A 20,692-nucleotide genomic window follows, 5' to 3' on the forward strand; every position below is an offset into this window, starting at 1 on the left:
AACAGTTCTCTAAAATGTACGTTTTAGGTAACTAAAAAACTTATTATTATAAATAGCAACAGGGCATATCCCCCATGTAATAGGGGGTATTCAACCCGACATAATGAAGCTAAAATTCTTTATTTTTAAGAATTATTTTAGTATTTGATTTTCTATTTATCATTTCTATGGACTATATAACTTAAGTTTAAAGGAAAACCTTCAATTTAATTAATGGTAAACTATGTTGACCATTATATGGGACAGTAATGCATGCAAAACTTGAATAAGATTCTAAATTCTATTTTCAAATATGGCTTCTCAAGAGTTTATTACGCATAAGCCTTCTAAATTATTAGAACCATATATTTCATTTTATTTTCAACAAAAAATTTTGAATAATGAACAAGATGGTAATTTTCTGTATAAACAGCACACCTTACCTACAGGTTATACTTTTATCGGGTTTAATTTCTCAAATCCAATAGAATTTGAAATCTGTAATCAATCTCCTTGTCTTATAGATTTTCCAATCTATTTTAGTGGTCAATGTGATAGTTTTTATTCTATAAACTTTTTTAAAAAGACTGATTTATTTGTAGTGGTTATGCACCCTACGACCATTAGTCGGTTAATAAAAATCCCCGTTAATGAATTACGGAATTCGGTATTTGAAGCAGATTATCATATCTCCAAAGGTCTTAGGAAGCTTCATGAAAAAATGGATGGGACTCCTTTTACCGATCGCATCTGGCAATTTGAACAATGGTTTGTCTCCTTCATAGGGCAGGCCCAGCAAGATATAGTATTCACCGATTGGGCGGTAGCGGAGATCATTAAACGAAAAGGCGTTATTACCACAAATTCGCTGGCTAAAGCCTTAAAAGTAAGTGAGCGACACTTACAGCGATCCTTTAAAGAACGTATTGGTCTTTGCCCCCATCAGTATGCTACCATTGTTAAGGTCAATCATATTGTAAATGATTTTAATTGTTCCAACGCTTCGTTGATCGATCTACTATGCCAATACGAATACCACGATAAGTCCCATTTTCGTAAACAATTCAAACAGTTGACCCAAACCACGCTTGCTTCTTATTTGGGTTTTCAAAATAAGGCTGCCCAAACATTCTTAAATCAGATTACATTTTAGTCGTTTTTTTACCCCCCACCTAGTCTTTCTTCAAAGTATCTTCATAATGATAGGGCCATAAGCCCAATGCATCATAGGTAGAAAGGCTCTATACGCATTTATTAACCATTAAAAACAATAGTAATGAATAAGCCACAATTTTCGGGTAAACCACTTTTTTTTATTTTATTAATCATGGTCTTAGTTCCCGATATGCTATTTTCTCAAGAGAGCTATGGTAGTGCATTCTTACACAGAACTACATATTCGAATACCAAACTTACCCGACCGTTGCGTCACACAACCTCCATTGACAATCCGTTAACCAATAACCAACCCGAAAGGGCATTGTTCGTAACCCAAAATGTTACAAGCAGTAAATCAACAGATAATCATCCAATTGGTGTGCGCTATAGGAATGATAAATGGCAAATAATCAATCTTGACCGAACTAGAATGCCAAGAGGTGCAAATTTCAACGTACTTGCCTTGCCAAGAGATCATCCAAACGTGTATATCCATCAAAATAGAAATAGAGGTAACATCCAAATATATACGGGTTCGTACGATACCCGATTGCGGCATCCACGACTGGATAATAATCCCAATGCAAAATTTATTGTATCACAGCAAGTTGTTAGAATGGTTCAAGGAAATGGATCTAGATTAATTAGTAATAAGAATTCTGTGGGTATTTATTATGGAAATGGGTATTGGTACATATTTAATAAGAACCTAGAAAGAATGCCCATGAATTGTGTATTTAACATATACATCAATGAAGACATATTTACAACAGCTGGTGTTGCTATTCATGGGGGTAGAGTTAAGATGATTGACAATACTTATACAAACAACAAGCCGGAAAAATTAGTTTTCACCACTCAAAGGTCCAAATCTCCTCGGTCAGCAAACCAGAGCAACACGGCAGTTTCTTATCAAAATTTTAATATTGCTGGAAGACCAGGTACGAATACGTGGCAGATATTGAACTTAAATAGAGATAACATACCACCAAACGAATGGTTTAATGTGCTCACATACGAGTCATTATCTGAAACTCCAAGGTATAGAGTCTATATGCATGATAGTAATGGTACTAGAAGAGAATACTTAAATACGGCCATGTTTATGTTTGACCCAAGTAAAAATGGTAATGGCACTTTAGTAGGTTTGGATAAAGTAGAATACGACTACGCCAATAATTTAAACATATCACAAGTAAGTTCAGGAGCCAAAGATTATGGTTATCTACATAATGATGGAAATAGTATATCGAAATTCATTGAAAACAAATTTGGTCAAAATATTGGTTTACTTACGCTTACTGACCACAAAAAATTGGTTATCCGTTTAGATTATAATTTAGATGGTGTAATAGATCATATGGAAGTTTATGATGGCTTAAATAGAAGGACTTCTGTATTTGTGTTGGAGACAGCAGAAGCGTTTAAAAATTATGAAGAAATGATAAATGGACGAAACATTTTTTGCCAAATGGGAAGAACAAGGGGTGCTTCAACCGGCGAACCACAAATTGGTATCGGAGCAAGTGCTAACAGAAATACCATTTATTCGGGTTGCGGAGAGAATGGTGTTTTTGGCGGTTTTAGCATGCCTTCTATTCAACCATTTGGAAATTCTATGAGTAAGCCTGCAGATGTAATTGACAATTTTTGCACTGAAGTCTTAAAGAGCACTTCGAATATTTTAGGACCAGAGTTGGTTAGTGATTGGGGAGTGACTGCTGGTATCTGGGGAGCACGCGCTGTTATGGGGCTTGCGCTTATTGTTACCGCGGCGGCGGCTCCTGCTGTTGCTGTGGCAACTCTAACTGTTGCTGGTGGGGTCGCTTTGATTAATGCGATTACTGATACAGGAACCGAAAGTAACAGCGAAAATTCTACTAATGATCCAATCCCTGGGGAGGAACCCCAAGCTGATTGGGAAAGTTATTGCAAAAGGCGTACTCAAATAAAAAATGCATATTCCTTAGATAATATACAAAAAATGATGCGCCAACAAGATTGTGAGAACCCAGCAGAAAATGTATCGGGTGTAGTTATGAATACTAGTGGAGGAAGCGGAGGCACGCCTGGGCCAAATGGTCCATGGCAACCGTATGTTCCAAATACTGTTGAAAATGTCAAGTACTGCCAAAACAAAATGGAGCATAACGATTTTGTCAGCATTTGGAACAGAATGGTAGAAGAACAATGCAACAATCCAACAGCACAACCTGGGCTAGACGGGAGGGGTTGTGGAACGACAACAATAAACACGCCTGTAGGTAAATTACAAATTGGAGCTGCCGATATTTTAGCTCCAAAATTTGCTAGAGATGTTAAAGTGATGTTAGAAAAAGTTGTCAATCCAGGCTGGATCAGGACTGGATCAGGAATTGATTAAAGTTGCCAAAGAAAATCTGTATCAAGTATTGATAAACAAATAGATATTAAAAATATTATTGTTATGATAATTTTAATAGAAATTGCCTCAAGGGTAAGGTTCTAAACCGGACAGTTAACCAATGAAGATAACATGCGGGATACTCAAAACCTAGCTTGGAATGACCGAACCTTACTTGAAAACGGGTTTGTGGGATCTATGACAAACGTGGTAATGGAGAACGGGGCAAGGACCAATGTCTTACATATGCATCCCAAATGGGTTGAAAATGGAACAATAAAAGCCTGGTTGCCATGGCAATTATTACCTGAAAGTCTAATATTATCAGGATGGATTGGCTTTTTAGATGGGGCGGTTGGTACTGATGGGATTTCCTTTCAAATATGAAAACATCATAATTCACGAGGTAAAGAGGTTTGGAATAGGGTATTCCATTATGAAAAATGAACAACTCGAAGATTAAATCCTTTTAGTTCTCTAAAACGTAGGGTTTACGAAACTTAATCGAAGGCCATTTTTATAATCTGTAAAGTAACCTCAAACAAATTACTTTAAAGCTTTTTTGTTTTTAATATATTTAAATATTCTGTTTTAACCTTAATATCAGAATGTTGATTCCCGTGTATTCTTAAATCAATTTTTAAAGATTTTTCAAAGGAATCTATTGCTTTATCAAGCATTTTTTTCTTTATGTAGATATTTCCTAAAAAAGTATAAATTTGAGAAACAACTTTATTATAATGCTTATTATTTTTTGAGTAAACCTTTAAAGATTTTTCAAAAAAATCTATTGCATTCTCTAAACGGTTTTTTTGAAAATAGGTAACACCAATCACATAGTAAAGTTCCTCCAACAAAACATGTTGGTTTCCAAAAACCTCTAAGTAAATATTTAGATTTTTTTTTAGGGGTTTTAATGCTAATCGGTATGATTTTGTGCGAGAATAAATAAACCATTGTACATTGTTTTTAACAATTATATCATAATAACTTTGAGCTCCTGCAATTTTTAGGTATATCTCTATAGATTTATTGTGATATTCAAGTGCTTTAACCGGATCATTTTTTTTAATATATATACCACTAATTGTTGAATATGTAATGGGTATTTTTGGGTGCTTCTCCCCTAACTCGTTTAGACGAATCTTTAAAGATTTATTTAAAAAATCTAAAGCTTTTAATTGATTTCCTTTCAAAGAATACAAAACACCAAGGTTATAATAAACATTGTGTAGTTTAACATATTGATTACCGTAAACATTATGATAAATCTCTAAAGACTTATTAAGGTATTCTTCCGCTTTTTCAAGTAAGCGTATTCTTAAATAAAAATCTCCTATGTTACTATAAACCTCACCTAACCTAGGATGTTCAGTGGTAACATTTTTCAAATGAATCTTTAGAGATTTATCATAATGTTTCATTGCTTTATTTATTGAATCTATTTCAGAGTATGCATTACCGAGACCTATATAAATCCCTCCTTCTAAAATATTTTCGTATTTTCCCTTTTTATTAGGATTTATATTTTCTACTATTTCTAAAGACTTATTATGATAAACTATAGCTTGATTAAAAGACCTTTTCATGTAATATACCTGCCCAAGATTATGATAGCTTGCTGCAAGATTTAAAGAATCTATATCATCAATATTCTTTAAATTCAAATATTTGTTAAAGTAGATTATAGCTTCATCATACTTTTCTAGAAAAAGACCGGTCATTCCAAGATATCTGTTAAAAATTCTACTCTTTTTTTCATATAAGCTATCTTTTTTCGATAGAAATTTTTCAGATTTTTTTATTTGTTTAGCACATTTAGAATACAATCCATTGTCGAATAATTTATCAATATAAGCCATTGAATATTCCCAGTTTTGTTCTTCAAGCGTACTAGCAATTAGATAATACTTTGTTGCTTCCTTGTATTTCAAGTTAATTTCTTTAATCTTACCTACTTCAAAATTTCTTAACGCAGAACTTTTATTCCTATTAAGTGCGTCATTTTCTAATATTCTTTCAGCTTCCAAAATTTCTCCTTCATCCAAAAGAATTTTAACTTTTCTAGCCATTTCTTCGAAACTACTTCTTAAAGATAATTTATGTTTTAGTACTTTATATTTTTCGATTAATTCTGTCAGTTGCTGTTCAAAATTTATAGCTTGCTTTCGAAAAATATTCATCTGTGTTCTTGAAGAGTAAGATTCTAGTTTTTGATTTTCCAGTGTTTGATATATTGCTAAAAATGCTTTTGGAGAGATACCATACCAAATTTCTACATTTGATTCAGGAGAATATATGGCTGGACTATTTTGACCTGTTGTGGATAAAAAAATATCCCAGTTAAGTATGTTCAGAATTTCAGATTTTTTTTTTATTCCTAACTGGTCAATTTCAGACTCTTTTATAATTTTTTTCCTACTAATAATATTTTTATATTTTTCTAAAAGACTATTGACTTTATCCTCTCTTTTTTTTTGTGAAACTCCTTGTTTTTCATAGATCTTTAATAGTTCTTCCACAGTTTTGGTCCTTACACCATAGTTAATAGATATTTTTTTTGCAATAATTGAAGGGCTGTTTTCCCCTGTTGTTGATATTATCTTTTGAGAATAGGCATTATTTATATTACATAATATCAATAGATAAAGAATATTCAAGTATTGTAATAAGAAACTTATTTTTTTGCCAAAAGTCATTTGCCAGGATTACTGTTGTTATGAACTTCTTCATTGTCTCCGTAGTTAATTTCAACACTTCCTGAAGACTCTAATGCCGGAGAATTATCCCCATTTGTTTGAATTACAATCGGTTCTGGTCTATTTGTTCTATTTAGTTCTATAACGACATAAGATACTAATCCAATAATAGCAGTAATAAAAGTATAAAAAATAATTGCTCTAATAATTCTATAAGATTGAGACCGATCAAGTTTGGGAAATATTTTTTTTCTAATGACTTCTTTGAATATTATTAAGAGAACACCTAAAGATACTCCGCCAATTCCTGCAACAGCACTAATGGTTTTAAAGATAGAGTCCATTTGATAGAGTTATTTTTAATAAAAAAAACCCTAATCCAAAACATATAGTTTCGACATTAGGGTATTTTAAAATTACTAAAAATTTCGTTAAAATAAAAACCTATTCGAATAGTTTTAGAAAACTTATTTTTAATCAAACATTTTAGCACATATCTGAAAATATCAGATTGTTGTGTAATTAATCCTTCAAAAATTGTTAACTTAGTTACATATAACTAAAATAATAACCCCATATTCGAAACATTCTTCGAGTATGGGGTTATTTGATTGATTTATAGACTTAAAACCTATATAATTTATGGAAACTTTTGAAATATCTTATAAGATTACTCACATCATAATACTTTCAATTTCTGCTTATCTAATAATTATCACTATAAGAAAAAATCAAGAGTGGAATAGAAGAAAAACTACTCATGAGTTTATTAACGACTTAGTATCTGGAGACTATTTAGAGCTTTCCAAAATTCTGACAATTGACCTAAAAGTAGAAGTAAATAATGTATCTGAAGATTATTCGAAATCAATAATAAAACTTCAGGATGAAACGGATAAGAAATTGCTACAACATACAGTTACAAGAATTTTTAATCTTTTCGAAGTCCTATCAATAAGTATTAAAAATAAAGTTGTTGATGAAGATATATGTTACGATTTTTTAGGCCTTATGTATACAGGATATTATCGATGGGGTGTTGAATTCATAGAAGAAAAAAAAAGAGCTAATAATGAAAAAAGAACATTCATAAATTTTGAAAACCAAGCACGTAAATGGCAGAAAAGAATAGACGAAGAAATAAGTTACAAAACGGTTCCAGGAAAACCAGAACTATAAACGTTCTAAGTAATACTTAGTGTAAATAAATTAAGTTAGAAACAATACTTTAAAATGTACGCTTTATTATGCTAATTTTAGTAACGTAGTTTCTTTTTGAGTATCGTTCCATTTTTGGTTCTTTAAAATAGTCTTACAAAATAGCATTTTATAGGACTAAAATCGTAAGGAAGTAAATCAAATAAAAAAGCAGACCGGAGCCTGCTTTAAAAACTATATATAATTAAGAATAATTAACCTGTCTGAGAATGATTTGAGTCATAAACAATTTCCATTATTTCCATATCAGAAAGAGGTCTCAACCTACCTTGCAAATGGTCGGTTTTATAATCCACCAATAACTTCCCGTAATGGTGAACTGACCAATTAGCAAGTGATTCTTTAGAAACCGGATACTTAGCTTGCACATCTCTAATTAGAATCTTCCCATCTTTGCCTGTTGAACTTACATCTTTCAGCATATTTCTATCATGACTAACAAATTGTCTAATTGCAAATCTATAAAAACAACTAACGTTTTTACCTGCTGCACCTTCCAACCTAACTATAGCCTTAGGAGTAAACAAAATTGGTTTTCCATTATAAATTGGAAGTTCAACTTTCTTTGTTATCCATTTTACATTTTCATAATCAAATATGTCCTTTTGTATACATTTTTCCATAGGTATATTATGAAGTCGACATTGTTCCTGTGTGTAATCAATCAGAACAGACTTAACTATTTTTGTAGTCATATCTGAAATCCTATCTGAACTAATGTCTTCAAAGAAAAGTTCTATATCTGCAAAATGACTTAATACACCGGTCCTAACTGCCAAATTATTATAAATTGTATCGAATATTTTCTTTATCAATTTATTTCCAACCGAGTTACCATATGGTCTATCTAACGAATAACCCAATCTGGTTTCATTTGGTTCCCCTAAACCAGATAATAAATAATTAGATTTTTCATATGATTTGAGCTTTACGCTCTTAATAACTTCGCCCCAAAATACTTCTAAATGCTTTTGCATTTTTTTCGTTAAAGGAGTTTGTAGATACTCTATCAATCTCGGATCGAAAAATAATAAATTATCCTGATCCAATTTTATGTCAACAAATTGTAATTCGGGCTGTTGAATACCCAACCTATAAAATGAACTAATGTTTGTCATTTTTTTTAAATTTTTAAAATTATTATCTTATTTCTTAAAGTGCTTAAATTCATTACTTAGCACTCAATTTTAAAAGCTTTATAGCTTCTAAATTCCTACATATTCAATTTTCTCTACGACAATAATTTTCAAAATTTAACGTTATTAACATTGTTATTAGCAATTTTAATATATATTTGCATCCGGATATCTACCAAATATCCTTAATAAAAAACACCTAAATAAAACTTTTAAAAACTATTGAAAGAGGATGTCAGCCTATAACAATAGATGAAATTAATAGTTTTATTTTAACAATTCACAATTTTATTTTATTACAAAAATTAAGCCATTATGTCTTATTATGACATATTGGCATTTTTTGTTGTTTCTATGCCATATTTTCACTTAAATTTATGCCAAATAAGTTAAATGTCAGTTAACTTTAAGTTTTGGCATACATTTTTTTCGATAAACAATTTAAAAATTACCCTATTAGATTTTGTCTCTAAACTTAACTTAGTATCATTTTGCAAAGTTAAAAACTTAAAATCCTACATATGATACATTTGTTTTAACAAAGAAACGATAAATCCTTTGTATTACCAAAGAAACATTTGTACATTTGACGAAACGTTATCAACAATCTATTAACACCTCACCAAATGAGCACATCCTTAGATACAAAGAAATTTTCGGAAATGATCAAATCTAAAAGAGGAGGAATAGGTTTACGAGCACTAGCCTCTGAAATTGGTATAAGTGCTTCAACCTTATCCAGAGTAGAGCAAGGAAATTTACCTGATATAGACACATATCTTAAATTATGTACATGGCTCGAAGTTCCTTCAGATTTTTTTACAATAACAAATTCTGATGAAGAAAATACAAAGGTAGAAGTTATTGCTCACCTTAGAGCTGATAAAACTTTATCGCCTGAAACTTCTGAAGCATTAATTCAAATGATTAATCTCGCATATGACGCTGCCCAAAAAAGGAACTAAATATAGAAGAGGCTTTAAAAAATGGTCCGACGATAAAGCTATTGAATTAAGAAAAGAATTAGGGTTAGTAGCTTCTTCTCCTCTATGCGCTTTTGACCTATCTAAATATCTTAATATTCCCATATTTGAACCAAAAGAAATTAACGGTATGTCAGAACAACATCTTGATAAACTATTAAATTCTGGTAGCAAACATTGGTCAGCCGCCACTATTCCAATAAATAATAAAGAATATATTATTATTCATAATCCTAGACATTCTTCATCTAGACAACAAAGTAATTTAATGCATGAGTTAGCTCATATCATTTGCGAACATAAAATTCCTGATGATAAGAAAATCAATGGATTATCTGGCTTTTTAAGAAATCATGATGAAAATCAAGAAAATGAAGCAGAATGGCTTGGAGCCTGCTTGCAGCTTCCTAGGCCAGCGTTAATTTGGGCTTTAAAGAAGAACATGTCTTTAGAACAAATCTCAATACATTTTAATGCCAGTAAAGAGATGGTAAGATATAGAATCAATATTACTGGAGTAAAAAAACAACTTAGTTATTTACGCTAAACTATTTTTTATATTGTCTTCCTGGATAAAACATCAAATATCCTTTTCAACTCTATAAAAAGTAGCCTTACTCAACCCTGCTTTTTTACAGGCTTGCTCAATCGGAATATCTTGATTATCATAAAGGTGCTTCGCATATTGATATTTTTCTATTGTTTCCTTTTTAGGCCCTTTAGGTCTTCCTAGAAGTTTTTTCCTTTTTCTTGCGTTATTTAGACCAATTTTAGTTCGTTCACTAATAAGATTACGTTCGAATTCCGCTACAGCAGCAAAGATCTGTAGTAAAAACTTTCCATTAGCAGATGTTGTATCAAATTCTGGCTCACTAAGACTTTTAAAATGAATACCTTTTTCATTAAAAGTATCTATAAGATTAATCATGTTTTTCAATGATCTAAAGATTCTATCATTTTTATAAGTATAAACTATATCTCCTTTTCTGAGGTATTCTATCATCTCATTTAATCCAGAACGATCTTCTCTAACTCCACTGGCAATATCTGTATAAATTTTTTCACACCCAGCTTCCTTAAGTAAATCTATTTGTGATTCTATTTTTTGATCAGGTGTTGATACTCTTGCATATCCAACAATCATAATTGTCTCATAAAAGGTTATTTTACAAAACTAATAAAAAAGACCGAAAATGTTACCAGTTAAATTATTTCTAACAGGGTGTCACAAAAGTCTCATAAAACGACCATTTTATAAGACTTAGCTTTTGTAGGAATTACATATATTATAATTTATGAGCAGTATTTACTACCTTGTAAATGAATTCTTATATAACTAAAGTAAATGGGAAAAATATTTTTTACATCAGATCATCATTTTGGTCATAGTAATATTATAAAATTCTCTAATAGACCGTTTCAGAGTATAGAAGAAATGAATGAAGTTCTAATTGATAAATGGAATGAAAAGATTCGCAAAAATGATCATGTCTATCATTTGGGAGATGTTGGCTTAATCAACCCTAAAAAATTAGAAAAAATTTTAAGTAGACTAAATGGAAAAATTTATCTGATAAAAGGCAACCACGAAAAATCTGCAGAAAGTTGTAAAGATAGATTTGAATGGATAAAGGACTATTACGAATTAATAGTTAATGATGCCGATTTCGAGAAAGGAAATCAATTACTAGTGCTTTTTCACTACGGAATGCGAGTATGGAACGCTTCACATTGGGGTACATATCACTTATACGGTCATTCCCACGGAACATTACCTGATAATCCGAATTCATTATCCTTTGATATAGGTGTAGATTGTCATAATTTCTACCCTTTATCATATAGTGATGTAAAATCTATAATGCTATCTAAAACTTGGAAACCCCCTCTTAAAAACAGAAAGAACTAATCATCCTTCATTTCCGCTTTCAGTTTCTTCTTCGTTGTTGGTACCAACTTTTTCTATTTTATCTCTCAATTCTTTAATCTTTAATTCTTTTTCAAGTGATTCAATAGTCTTATCTTCTTTATTTTTGAAAACAGTATTCCTTAATGAATCTATATCTTTTAAAGAAAGAGAATCTGTTTTAGCACTTATTATCTGAATTGAACCTAAGCCAGGATAGAGTTTAAAACTAAACTTTCTTAAATTGTCAGGAGCCAAAACCACTGTCCCTAATTGCGGCAATGGCAAGTTAATATTCTTTATTATTTCGTTTTCTTTCTTAACCAATATATTAGTATTAGAAGGTATTCTATAATAAAAAGCACCTTTTGGTACAGTTTTAACTGAATTCTCATTCGATTGATTAGTTTCCTTTTTTTCTTTTTTCGATTCAAAAATATGATTTTCAATCGCTTTAGTTACACCATCTTCAACAGCCACCTTTATTTTTACATCTTTAAAATTTTCGTCTGACTTTGATTTGGATTGAAATATAATATAGTCTTCTAAAACTTTTCCATTAGAGTTCTTAGGGTACTCCCTCTTCAACCCTAATTGCTTATGAATTTTGAATAATGTAATAAATTCTTTCCCAACGAATTCTTCAGGTGTTATTTCAAATGTAAGTCTCTTTGTTTCTATTTTTTTAATCCCTATAAACTTACTGAGAATACTCGATTTCATTCCCTCAATTTTCTCAAGACGTTTATCCAGTTGCTCATTGGTCATTTGTGTCTCTGCTTCAAGAATTTCTTGAGTTGTAGCCTGCAAGCTTGACAAAAGCTCTATATCATTTTTTGCAAATTCATTTGTGCATCCTTTCTGAATATTATAATCTTTGCTTGATAAGGTTAAAGAAGATAATGACAAACTTGAAATCGTGTTTGCGACTGTTACCACAAACGGAATTACCTGACTTTCAATCGATTGAGCTGCTGAAGTCAATTCACCATTCTTAGCATATTCTAAGCTAAAGTTTGTTTTATTTACAAATGCTTGATTAACTTTTAATTGATAGATATGTTTATTGTCTAAATATGTCTTTGGACTAATAGCTACACTATTTACTTTGTAAATAATTTTTGGGTCCTTACCATTATAAAATTCTTTATCAGGCTTGAGTCCCAAACAAGATTCAGCAAAATCTGAATACTTCCCTTTGGATAAAGTAGTCTTTTTAATATCAAAACTTACTATAAGGTTTTGCCTCGGTAAGGTGTAATAAAAGCCATCGTTAGAGTTTTTACTATCACTTAAGCTCACTGTTTGGATGCTAGAACATCCAAATAAAAATATAAAATTTATAATTATAAGACATTTATGTTTCATATTAATAAATTTTGAATGGTTGTCGTTTTATAAAACCTTCACTTGCCCATTCATCATCAAGAATAGGGTTCATTCCTCTTATATTTCGTGATTCATTTATGAGTTCATTATGAAAATCTAAATAATTGCCATCAAATTTCCCATTATCCCAAACCTTTTCCAATAATTTGGAAAAGGTATTTGGAGGTATTTCCTTTCCATCATTTGTTGCTCCCAGATAAAGTACATCTAGGCTAGAATCCAACTCAATCGCTATATCATGTTGAATAACTTGAGTAAACTTTATTAAGCTTTCAGAGTTGCATGCATCTATTATGAAAAGAATTTTTCCATTACTTGAAGCCTCATTAAGGATTTTATAAATTTCGTCATCCCTAACTTCTCGATTTTTTGTAACAAATGTTTCATCCAAGCCATCATACTCATTATCATAACCGCCAATATCATCTTCTATTTGCCCTCCGTGACCGAAATAATAGATTACCAAAAGCTCATCATTATTAAGTTCATTAATCATCATTTTAAGAGAATTTAAAAACTCAGTATCCTTTGGGCTCTCCAAAATTTCGATTTTAGAAAAATCTTCTTTCTCCAATATTTTTTTGATTCTTTTAATATTAGACCTGCTCCGAAAGGTTGCTGTATTACTATACTTCGAAATATTAGTCTTTCGCATTCCTATTAACAATGCCTTACCCTTTTCCTTACCTTTTTCTAATTTGTGCTCGTTCTTCTGTTCTTTTTCACAACTATTACAACTGCTAAAGAGGACAATTAGTAGTAAAAGCAAAAAATTTAGCACAAACCTATTTTTAGTTTTTATTTTTAGAATAATAAGCATAATTTCAAATAGTTAAAATAATTCTTAAAAGGAAAGTAAAACTATACCTATTAATGGGTATTTACTTGATAATTATGACACTATTAAATAATACCTTAATCTAAAGTCTGATATTTTTTTCTTTAGAATGAAAATCAAATAACATCATTTACAATTGAATACCTTATCTACAAGTAGATCTATAGGCTTTACAAAGGAATTGAAAAGATGGTAAAATATTCATATTCCATGTTATAGTGAAATCCTGTGCAGGTAATGCTACTTAAGATTCTAATCCTTCTTAGGTTATCTTCATTTTAAATAATACTTTATTCTTGATATTCTTGAAAATTAAAATTTTATAAAACTATCTAAGTCTTATTACTCATACTAGTGTTATTATCTTTTCCCTTTTAAAGTAAAGCTTTTGGTCTAAAATTAAATTCACTGACAATATCCAGTCTTTTTAATACAATTTACGACAGGACTTTTAGGAGAAGTGCAACAATATTTGTACCCATTAGCGCACGTTACACAATATTCTCCATTGTCCTTCTTTTCTATCGTTGCTTCCCCTGTAACATTTGATTTAATAATTTCTTCTTGTGTCTTTTCTGTTTTTTTGCAACCTAACAATAAAATAAATGATAAAAAAAATACATAAATTAATTTCATAACATGTTTGATTATAAGTTAAATAAAAAAACCCATGCCGAATAATGGTTTTCAGCACGGGGTAATTAATCTAAATATACAATTTTATTTTTAACTCACAACATATCAACAGATTATCAAATCACTATTTATTTACAGGTATGCTTAATTCTTTAACCTTGCCAATATATTTTTAGGTATGTAAAAAGAGAGAATATACATCGAAGCACATATTTTAACTACTACAACCAATATGTTTTTTTTCTTTCGTTCTTTAGCATTTACTTCTGTATTTTTTGCATAAACTAATGTATTTTAGCATTTACTTTTGTAATTGACAGCAAACTTCCATCCAGAGATAGTTCTCCCATAATCAAATATTCTGAAATTGTATCTCCTTTGATTTGTGAACTTGCTGCAAGAATTCCTAAAGCTAAGGTAAGATCGTAAGCAGATCCTTCTTTTCTTAAGTCTGCAGGAGCCATATTAATCGTTATTTTCTTTCCTGGTAATTTGTATCCATTGTTTTGCAAAGCGGCAGCTATACGATAACTACTTTCTCGTATTGCATTATCTGGTAACCCTACAAGGTGATATCCGATTCCTTTATCAATATTCACCTCGACTGTAATGGATGTTGCTTCGACTCCAAAAACAGCACTCCCAAAAACTTTTGTAAGCATGTGTTGTGTTTTACATCCATGCAAACATAGGTACGATGAGTTTTAAAAAATGAAACTGGGATTTTGTATCAAAAATATTTCAGGATACATTTTAAAGATAAATAACCTACTCTGTTTAGACTTAAGAAGGTTAAAATTGAAAAGTAGGGCCCTCGCTTTATAAAGATATATTACGTATGATAGAATACCCCAAGCTCATGCCCTACTTATTTTATGTATAAAATTACATAACAAACAATCATACAACTGCTTCTACTGTAGTTTGAAACAGTTTTTTATTTAAAAATTTTAGTGTTGGTATTTTGTCTTTGGTATCTACCAAAATAGATATATTATTATTGCTTCCTCCATAAGATATCATACGTACCGGAATGAAATTTAATATTTCGAAAAGCCTATATGAATTCTTATCATTGATAACCGATTCTCCTACAATGCATATAATACTATGATCTTGCTCTACGGTTATTTCTGCATAGGTTTCTATTTCTTTTACGATTTCATCCAGGTTACTTGTATTATCAATTGTTAATGATATAGCAATCTCTGAAGTTGTAATCATATCTATTGAAGTATGATAGTTATCAAAGACTTCAAAAATTCTTCTCAGGTATCCATGAGCCATCAACATTCGATTAGACTTAATTTTAATCACTGTAATCCCATCTTTTGCTGAAATTGCCTTTAATCCTTTTTGATATGTTTTATTAGAAATTACAGTCCCTGGTGCTTCGGGATCAAATGTATTTTTAAGAAGTACTGGTATATCCTTACCTACAACAGGAGAAATAGTTTGCGGATGAAGAATTTTGGCTCCAAAATATGCTAATTCTGCTGCTTCATTATATGTAAGATGAGAGATAGGATGTGTTTCATCAACATACCTTGGATCGTTATTATGTAGTCCATCAATATCGGTCCATATTTGTACTTCTGAAGCGTTTAATGCTGCTCCAATAATTGTAGCTGTATAATCACTACCTCCCCTTTTTAAATGACTAATTTGTTCTACCTCGTCTCTACATACAAACCCTTGAGTAATATATAATGACGTATGGATATTACTTTCTATTACTTTATTTAGTTTTTCACTAACCTTATCTATGTTTGGGTTTTCAACAGATCCTACATACATAAATTCCTTTGCATCTAATAAAACATTAGATATACCTTCTGCTTTTAGAAATCCAGAGAATATATATGTCAAAAGAGCTTCACCAAAGGTAATGAGCTTAGAGTTAACAGCCTCAGAGTATTCTTGACTAGAGATCTCAAACATTTCTGTAATCATTGTAGATAATCCGTCTTTAAGAACATTTCTTGTTTCTTGATTCTCAATTAGTTCATCAATAACATCATTATGTTTGCTTTCTAATCGATGTAAATTTCTCGTAATAGCATCAACATCGTTAAATTTCACATTTTCTACAAGACGAATTAACTGATCTGTAACACCAGACATTGCAGAACAAACTACAATTTTATCTTCTTGATCCGAGATTAAAATTTCCTTTACCTTATTTAGGTTTTCAACAGATCCTACAGAAGTTCCTCCAAACTTTAAAATTTTCATCAATCTTGCTTTTTCATTTGTTTTTAACAATGCATAGTTAATTAATAACTCACAAATAATAAATATTTTAAAAGAAAAAGCATAAATTTGCACAGAATGTTAAATATGTAACAATGAAAACAATTACAGATTGTGTACACAATATTTTAAGGCATCAGCCTTTTCTAGAGGACGCACTATCAAGGGACATTATTAATTTCAGTTCGTTGGCTGTCGATCTATTACCTAAAGTGGAAAAAATCATGAAAAAGCCTGTTAAACCTGGTTCTATTGTGATGGCATTAAGGCGTTATCACCCACGAAAAATAAAACATATTGATAATCTAAGGAATCTTGGTGATATCATGGTACGATCGGGGATAACCGAGTATACATTTTTAAACTCCAATAGTATTTTAACCAGTCAGAGTAATCTTTTAGAAAGTGTAAAAAACGAAACAAAAGCTTATTTTACATATTCCAGTAATTTTCAAGAGAGTAATATATTAGTGTCTTCATCACTTAAATCTACTGTTGAGAAACATTTTAAAAATGAAGTCTGTATCTCTGTTGCAGATGATTTATCTTCTATTTCTATTGCGCTACCCGAAGATAATTCTAAAGTAATTGGTTTATATTTTTATATTTTTAAGCTATTAGCTTATGAAGGCATTCCTGTTTTTGAAGTCATTTCTACTTCAAACTATTTCACTTTATTTTTAGAAAAAGAATATGTTAATAAAGCATTTTTATTAATGAATGAAGTTAAAGAAGATCAATCGTTTTGAAGAAGTCATTTGAACTTTTAATTCTGGGCTACAAAAATGCATTTTACACCCTAATTTCATCCTTTTTTCGCATCGTAGCTATGGCTATGCTACTCAAAAATGGATTTATTATAGCACAAAAGCCTATTTTTTCACTTCCAGACAAAAAGTTCAAATGACCTTAAACAAAAAAACCCTGCTGTTGAGCAGGGTTTTAATACATTTCATATTATATTTTACCAAATATGTACTCGTTTTTCTGGTGTCAAATACATTTTATCTCCTTCTTTTATATCAAAAGCTTCATAAAATGCAGGAACATTTAATAAAGGTTGTATAGCTCGTATTTTACCCGGAGAATGTGGATCTGTCTTTATTTGAGTTCTTAAAGCATCATCACGTACTAAAGTACGCCATACTGTAGCCCAAGACATAAAGAAACGCTGTTCTGCAGTAAATCCATCGATATCTTCTGGTCTACCATTTTCTGTCAAAAATTTCTGAAGCCCATCATATGCTCCTAATACTCCTCCTAAATCTCCAATATTCTCACCTAATGTAAATTTACCATTTACATATACACTATCTAGTACTTCTAAATTACTATACTGCTCTGCTAGTGCATCTCCTCTTTCTGTAAAAGCTTTAAGATCATCTTCTGTCCACCAGTTTTTAAGATTCCCATCTGCATCAAAGCGAGCTCCAGAATCATCAAAAGCATGAGATATTTCATGACCAATCACAGCTCCAATACCTCCGTAATTAACCGCTTCATCTGCAGTATAATTATAGAATGGTGGTTGAAGTATTGCTGCAGGAAATACAATTTCATTGTTAAGCGGGTTAAAATATGCATTAACCGTTTGTGGTGACATTCCCCATTTTGTTTTATCAACAGGTTCTCCTATGTCCTCATAGTTTTTATCTGTAGCCCACTTATTTACCGCTACCATATTTTCAAAATAGGTTTTATCTGCAGATACTTTCATTTCAGAATAATCTTCCCACTTATTTGGGTAACCTATTTTAACTGTAAACTTATTTAGTTTTTCGATAGCCTTTGTTTTGGTCTCATCTCCCATCCAATCCAAGTTCTGAATACGTGCTTTATAAGCATCGATTACATTGGCAATCATTTTTTCTGCCTTTGCCTTTGCTTCTGGCGGGAATTTTGCATCTACATACAATTGTCCTAAGGCTTCTCCTACAGTACCATTAACCACAGCTAAAGCTCTCTCATCAGCAGGACGTTGTTCTTTCTGACCTCTTAGATACTTACTATAAAACTCCCAATTAATTTTCTCTATATCTGTAGTTAGTTGGTTAGTCGCACTATTAAAAGTATCCCATCTTACCAAAGTTTTTAAATCTTCGATGGGTGTATTCTTTAAAAAACCGTCTAAGGCTTTAGTATAACGCAATTGAGCGATAATTATAGTATCAAACTTTTTGGTTACACCAAGATCACTGATCAATTTACTGAAATCAATTGAAGATAATATTTTATCAGCTTCTGCTATTGTTCTAGGATTATTATAATTACGAGCATCTCTTCTTTCTACTTTATCCAATCTTGGTTCTGCCAACTTGGTTTCAAGTTCAAGAATTTTATTTGCTGAAGCAGTCGCATCAGATTCTGAGTCTCCCAATATTTGTAGCATTTTAACAATATGCTTTTTGTATTCCTCACGAATCTCTTTTGACTTTTCATCCTGATCTAAATAATAATCACGATCAGGTAACCCTAATCCATTTGCTCCTAAATATACAGCATTCATCGCACTGTTATTTAGATCTGCTTGAACACCGATACCCATAAACGGAGAAGAAACTGAAGGGTTTTTGGCCAATACAGTTTGTAAATCGGATAAATTTTTAATTGATGCAATATCATCAAGTGCAGGTTGTAATGGTTTTATACCTGCCTCATTTCTTGCTATCGTATCTAATTTTGTGTCAAAAATAGCCAGTGCTTTTGCCTGATCTGTATCTGCACCATATTTTCCACTTTTTTTGGCATTTGCCAAAATATCTAACACATCCTGATCTGTAGACTTACGAAGAACTCCAAATCCTCCCCAACTTGTACGGTCATCAGGAATTTTTGTGTTTTTCATCCAACTCCCATTAACATAGTTATAGAAATCATCTTTAGGACTCACACTTGTGTCCATGTTTTCCAGAACTATGCCAGGAACTTTCTCTACTTCAGCTACTACTTCGCTTTCGCTATCACTTTTTTTTGTTTCGTTTTTACAACTCACAAAAGCGAAAATAAATGCAGCCAAAAAGTAAACATTTTTCATTTTTATACTCATTCTGTTATTAAATTAAGATTAGTTATTAGTAAATATGACGTCTGAACCGAAAATTCGTTACGTATATTAAGCTCGTAATTTATACAAAATGAAATATGTTGGTGAGTTTTGTACCCAGTTTTAACGAAAAAATAAGATTTAACAAACAGATTTTATTTTAACAACCTGGTATCAAAACAAAATGGTTCAACATCAATAAGTTTTACTTTATCAAATTTAGGGTGCATTGGATTAACAAGAAGGTTTCTTTCTTTCGGAATTATGATGCTAGGCACTTTAAGACCTAGGTATTGTTCTTCTGCAATCCATTGCATTGCAAAATTTTGAATCTCGATAGGTACAGGAATTTGATTCCAATTATCTGGTATCTTTTCTATGTCTATCGTGGTAATTAATGTATCAGGAACTTCTATAGTAGCAATTGACATATCATCTGGAAAATATGCAGCTGGCAAATGAGCTAGTACTTCGAGGGCCGAAAGTGCTGCTGTAGTACTAGTATACAAAACAGCAACTCCTTTAGGATTCCATCTTCCTCCTACTGTTTTTGCTCCGATTCCGGTAAGATCTTTTATGTATTTTTGTTTAGCTATTCGATATACTCGCATTAGGCAAAAATTCCATGTTCTATTCTAACTAATTCTTCATTAAGTAACTGAAAACCAAATGTAGTATCTAATAATTCTTTTGGTTTTTTCATGGCTAATGCCACACTTGGGTGTCCCATCCAATTTTTAAAACGAGAAAGGTCTCCAAAAATATTTTCTCCTCTTGCATAAAGCTTAGCCAACTGTAATACTCTAGCGCTAGCTTCTGTTCCTAATTTTTTATTTAAATCATAACGTTGGATAGTGCGTTCAGACATATGAAGTATATGTGCAAGTTCTTTAAGGTCAAAACCAATAGTCTTAGCAAGATGTAGCAATGCCTTTTTATCTATCCCATTTCTTGATAGCTCAATAAAATCATACATGTTACGTAAAGGGATATCTATATTAAGGTATCGTAATAAACCTTTATTTTCGAAACTATCAAAATCTAATGGAGATACTGCACTCATGATTACCT

18 protein-coding genes and 1 pseudogene are annotated in these 20,692 nt (G+C 31.2%); 8 read left to right on the forward strand and 11 right to left on the reverse strand.

Annotated features, from left to right (window positions below; translation table 11 throughout):
- Nucleotides 1–292: 292 nt before the first annotated feature.
- The 3 genes from DG435_RS12250 (at nucleotide 293) to DG435_RS12260 (ending at nucleotide 3,907) form a co-directional block, all read left to right on the forward strand.
- Entirely contained in the window at nucleotides 293–1,132 is an 840-nt protein-coding gene (locus DG435_RS12250; protein ID WP_106791154.1) for a helix-turn-helix domain-containing protein, read from the forward strand.
- Between the two features lie 174 nt (nucleotides 1,133–1,306).
- Nucleotides 1,307–3,520, forward strand: coding sequence for a hypothetical protein (locus tag DG435_RS12255; RefSeq protein ID WP_159025444.1), 2,214 nt, complete (start codon nucleotides 1,307–1,309; stop codon nucleotides 3,518–3,520).
- A 132-nt stretch (nucleotides 3,521–3,652) separates the two neighbouring features.
- Complete coding sequence (locus tag DG435_RS12260) at nucleotides 3,653–3,907, forward strand: hypothetical protein (protein WP_106791156.1); 255 nt, start codon at nucleotides 3,653–3,655, stop codon at nucleotides 3,905–3,907.
- Nucleotides 3,908–4,071: 164 nt separating this feature from the next.
- Here the strand turns inward: DG435_RS12260 and DG435_RS12265 are convergent, their stop codons facing one another.
- Both DG435_RS12265 and DG435_RS12270 read right to left on the reverse strand, forming a co-directional pair.
- Complete coding sequence (locus DG435_RS12265) at nucleotides 4,072–6,219, reverse strand: tetratricopeptide repeat protein (protein ID WP_106791157.1); 2,148 nt, start codon at nucleotides 6,217–6,219, stop codon at nucleotides 4,072–4,074.
- On the reverse strand, nucleotides 6,216–6,563 hold the full coding sequence (locus tag DG435_RS12270) for a hypothetical protein (protein WP_106791158.1): 348 nt from the start codon (nucleotides 6,561–6,563) through the stop codon (nucleotides 6,216–6,218). The genes DG435_RS12265 and DG435_RS12270 overlap by 4 nt, the downstream gene beginning before the upstream one ends.
- 298 nt (nucleotides 6,564–6,861) lie before the next feature.
- Between DG435_RS12270 and DG435_RS12275 the strand changes: the two genes are divergently transcribed.
- The gene (locus DG435_RS12275; RefSeq protein WP_106791159.1) at nucleotides 6,862–7,398 is read left to right on the forward strand and encodes a DUF4760 domain-containing protein; all 537 of its coding nucleotides are present in this window, start codon (nucleotides 6,862–6,864) and stop codon (nucleotides 7,396–7,398) included.
- 233 nt (nucleotides 7,399–7,631) lie between these two features.
- On the opposite strand, the gene DG435_RS12280 is transcribed toward DG435_RS12275, so the two are convergent.
- Complete coding sequence (locus tag DG435_RS12280) at nucleotides 7,632–8,555, reverse strand: hypothetical protein (protein ID WP_106791160.1); 924 nt, start codon at nucleotides 8,553–8,555, stop codon at nucleotides 7,632–7,634.
- 644 nt (nucleotides 8,556–9,199) lie between these two features.
- Between DG435_RS12280 and DG435_RS12285 the strand changes: the two genes are divergently transcribed.
- Together DG435_RS12285 and DG435_RS12290 are read left to right on the forward strand one after the other, a co-directional pair.
- Nucleotides 9,200–9,538 (forward strand): helix-turn-helix domain-containing protein, encoded by a 339-nt coding sequence (locus tag DG435_RS12285; RefSeq protein ID WP_106791161.1) that lies wholly within the window; start codon nucleotides 9,200–9,202, stop codon nucleotides 9,536–9,538.
- Nucleotides 9,513–10,103, forward strand: a complete 591-nt coding sequence (locus tag DG435_RS12290) for an ImmA/IrrE family metallo-endopeptidase (RefSeq protein ID WP_106791162.1) — start codon at nucleotides 9,513–9,515, stop codon at nucleotides 10,101–10,103. Before DG435_RS12285 ends, DG435_RS12290 begins: the two co-directional genes overlap by 26 nt.
- Before the next feature lie 33 nt (nucleotides 10,104–10,136).
- Here the strand turns inward: DG435_RS12290 and DG435_RS12295 are convergent, their stop codons facing one another.
- Nucleotides 10,137–10,700 (reverse strand): recombinase family protein, encoded by a 564-nt coding sequence (locus tag DG435_RS12295; protein ID WP_106791163.1) that lies wholly within the window; start codon nucleotides 10,698–10,700, stop codon nucleotides 10,137–10,139.
- Between the two features lie 201 nt (nucleotides 10,701–10,901).
- On the opposite strand from DG435_RS12295, the gene DG435_RS12300 reads away from it, so the two are divergent.
- On the forward strand, nucleotides 10,902–11,465 hold the full coding sequence (locus DG435_RS12300; RefSeq protein WP_106791164.1) for a metallophosphoesterase family protein: 564 nt from the start codon (nucleotides 10,902–10,904) through the stop codon (nucleotides 11,463–11,465).
- Here the strand turns inward: DG435_RS12300 and DG435_RS12305 are convergent, their stop codons facing one another.
- From DG435_RS12305 to DG435_RS12325, 4 genes and pseudogenes are all read right to left on the reverse strand, one after another.
- A complete protein-coding gene (locus DG435_RS12305; protein WP_106791165.1) occupies nucleotides 11,466–12,830 on the reverse strand; it encodes a DUF4831 family protein in 1,365 nt (454 codons plus the stop codon). It lies immediately after the preceding gene.
- A gap of 1 nt (nucleotide 12,831) precedes the next feature.
- Nucleotides 12,832–13,632: a caspase family protein gene (locus DG435_RS12310; protein ID WP_159025445.1), complete on the reverse strand. Its 801-nt coding sequence runs from the start codon at nucleotides 13,630–13,632 to the stop codon at nucleotides 12,832–12,834.
- Nucleotides 13,633–14,636: 1,004 nt separating this feature from the next.
- Nucleotides 14,637–14,987 (reverse strand): annotated as a pseudogene (locus tag DG435_RS12320) (magnesium chelatase domain-containing protein); the annotation flags it as partial.
- Between the two features lie 238 nt (nucleotides 14,988–15,225).
- Entirely contained in the window at nucleotides 15,226–16,560 is a 1,335-nt protein-coding gene (locus DG435_RS12325) for an aspartate kinase (RefSeq protein ID WP_106791263.1), read from the reverse strand.
- A gap of 113 nt (nucleotides 16,561–16,673) precedes the next feature.
- On the opposite strand from DG435_RS12325, the gene DG435_RS12330 reads away from it, so the two are divergent.
- Nucleotides 16,674–17,327 carry a hypothetical protein gene (locus DG435_RS12330; RefSeq protein ID WP_024770387.1) on the forward strand — a complete coding sequence of 218 codons (654 nt, stop codon included), beginning with the start codon at nucleotides 16,674–16,676 and terminating at the stop codon, nucleotides 17,325–17,327.
- 215 nt (nucleotides 17,328–17,542) lie between these two features.
- On the opposite strand, the gene DG435_RS12335 is transcribed toward DG435_RS12330, so the two are convergent.
- From DG435_RS12335 to DG435_RS12345, 3 genes are all read right to left on the reverse strand, one after another.
- Nucleotides 17,543–19,612 carry a M13 family metallopeptidase gene (locus DG435_RS12335; protein ID WP_106791264.1) on the reverse strand — a complete coding sequence of 690 codons (2,070 nt, stop codon included), beginning with the start codon at nucleotides 19,610–19,612 and terminating at the stop codon, nucleotides 17,543–17,545.
- 164 nt (nucleotides 19,613–19,776) lie between these two features.
- Nucleotides 19,777–20,232: an RES family NAD+ phosphorylase gene (locus tag DG435_RS12340; protein WP_106791168.1), complete on the reverse strand. Its 456-nt coding sequence runs from the start codon at nucleotides 20,230–20,232 to the stop codon at nucleotides 19,777–19,779.
- Nucleotides 20,232–20,684: an antitoxin Xre-like helix-turn-helix domain-containing protein gene (locus tag DG435_RS12345; RefSeq protein WP_024770390.1), complete on the reverse strand. Its 453-nt coding sequence runs from the start codon at nucleotides 20,682–20,684 to the stop codon at nucleotides 20,232–20,234. Before DG435_RS12345 ends, DG435_RS12340 begins: the two co-directional genes overlap by 1 nt.
- Nucleotides 20,685–20,692: the final 8 nt, after the last annotated feature.

It is taken from the genome of Aquimarina sp. Aq78, from assembly GCF_900299525.1.
Lineage (GTDB): Bacteria > Bacteroidota > Bacteroidia > Flavobacteriales > Flavobacteriaceae > Aquimarina.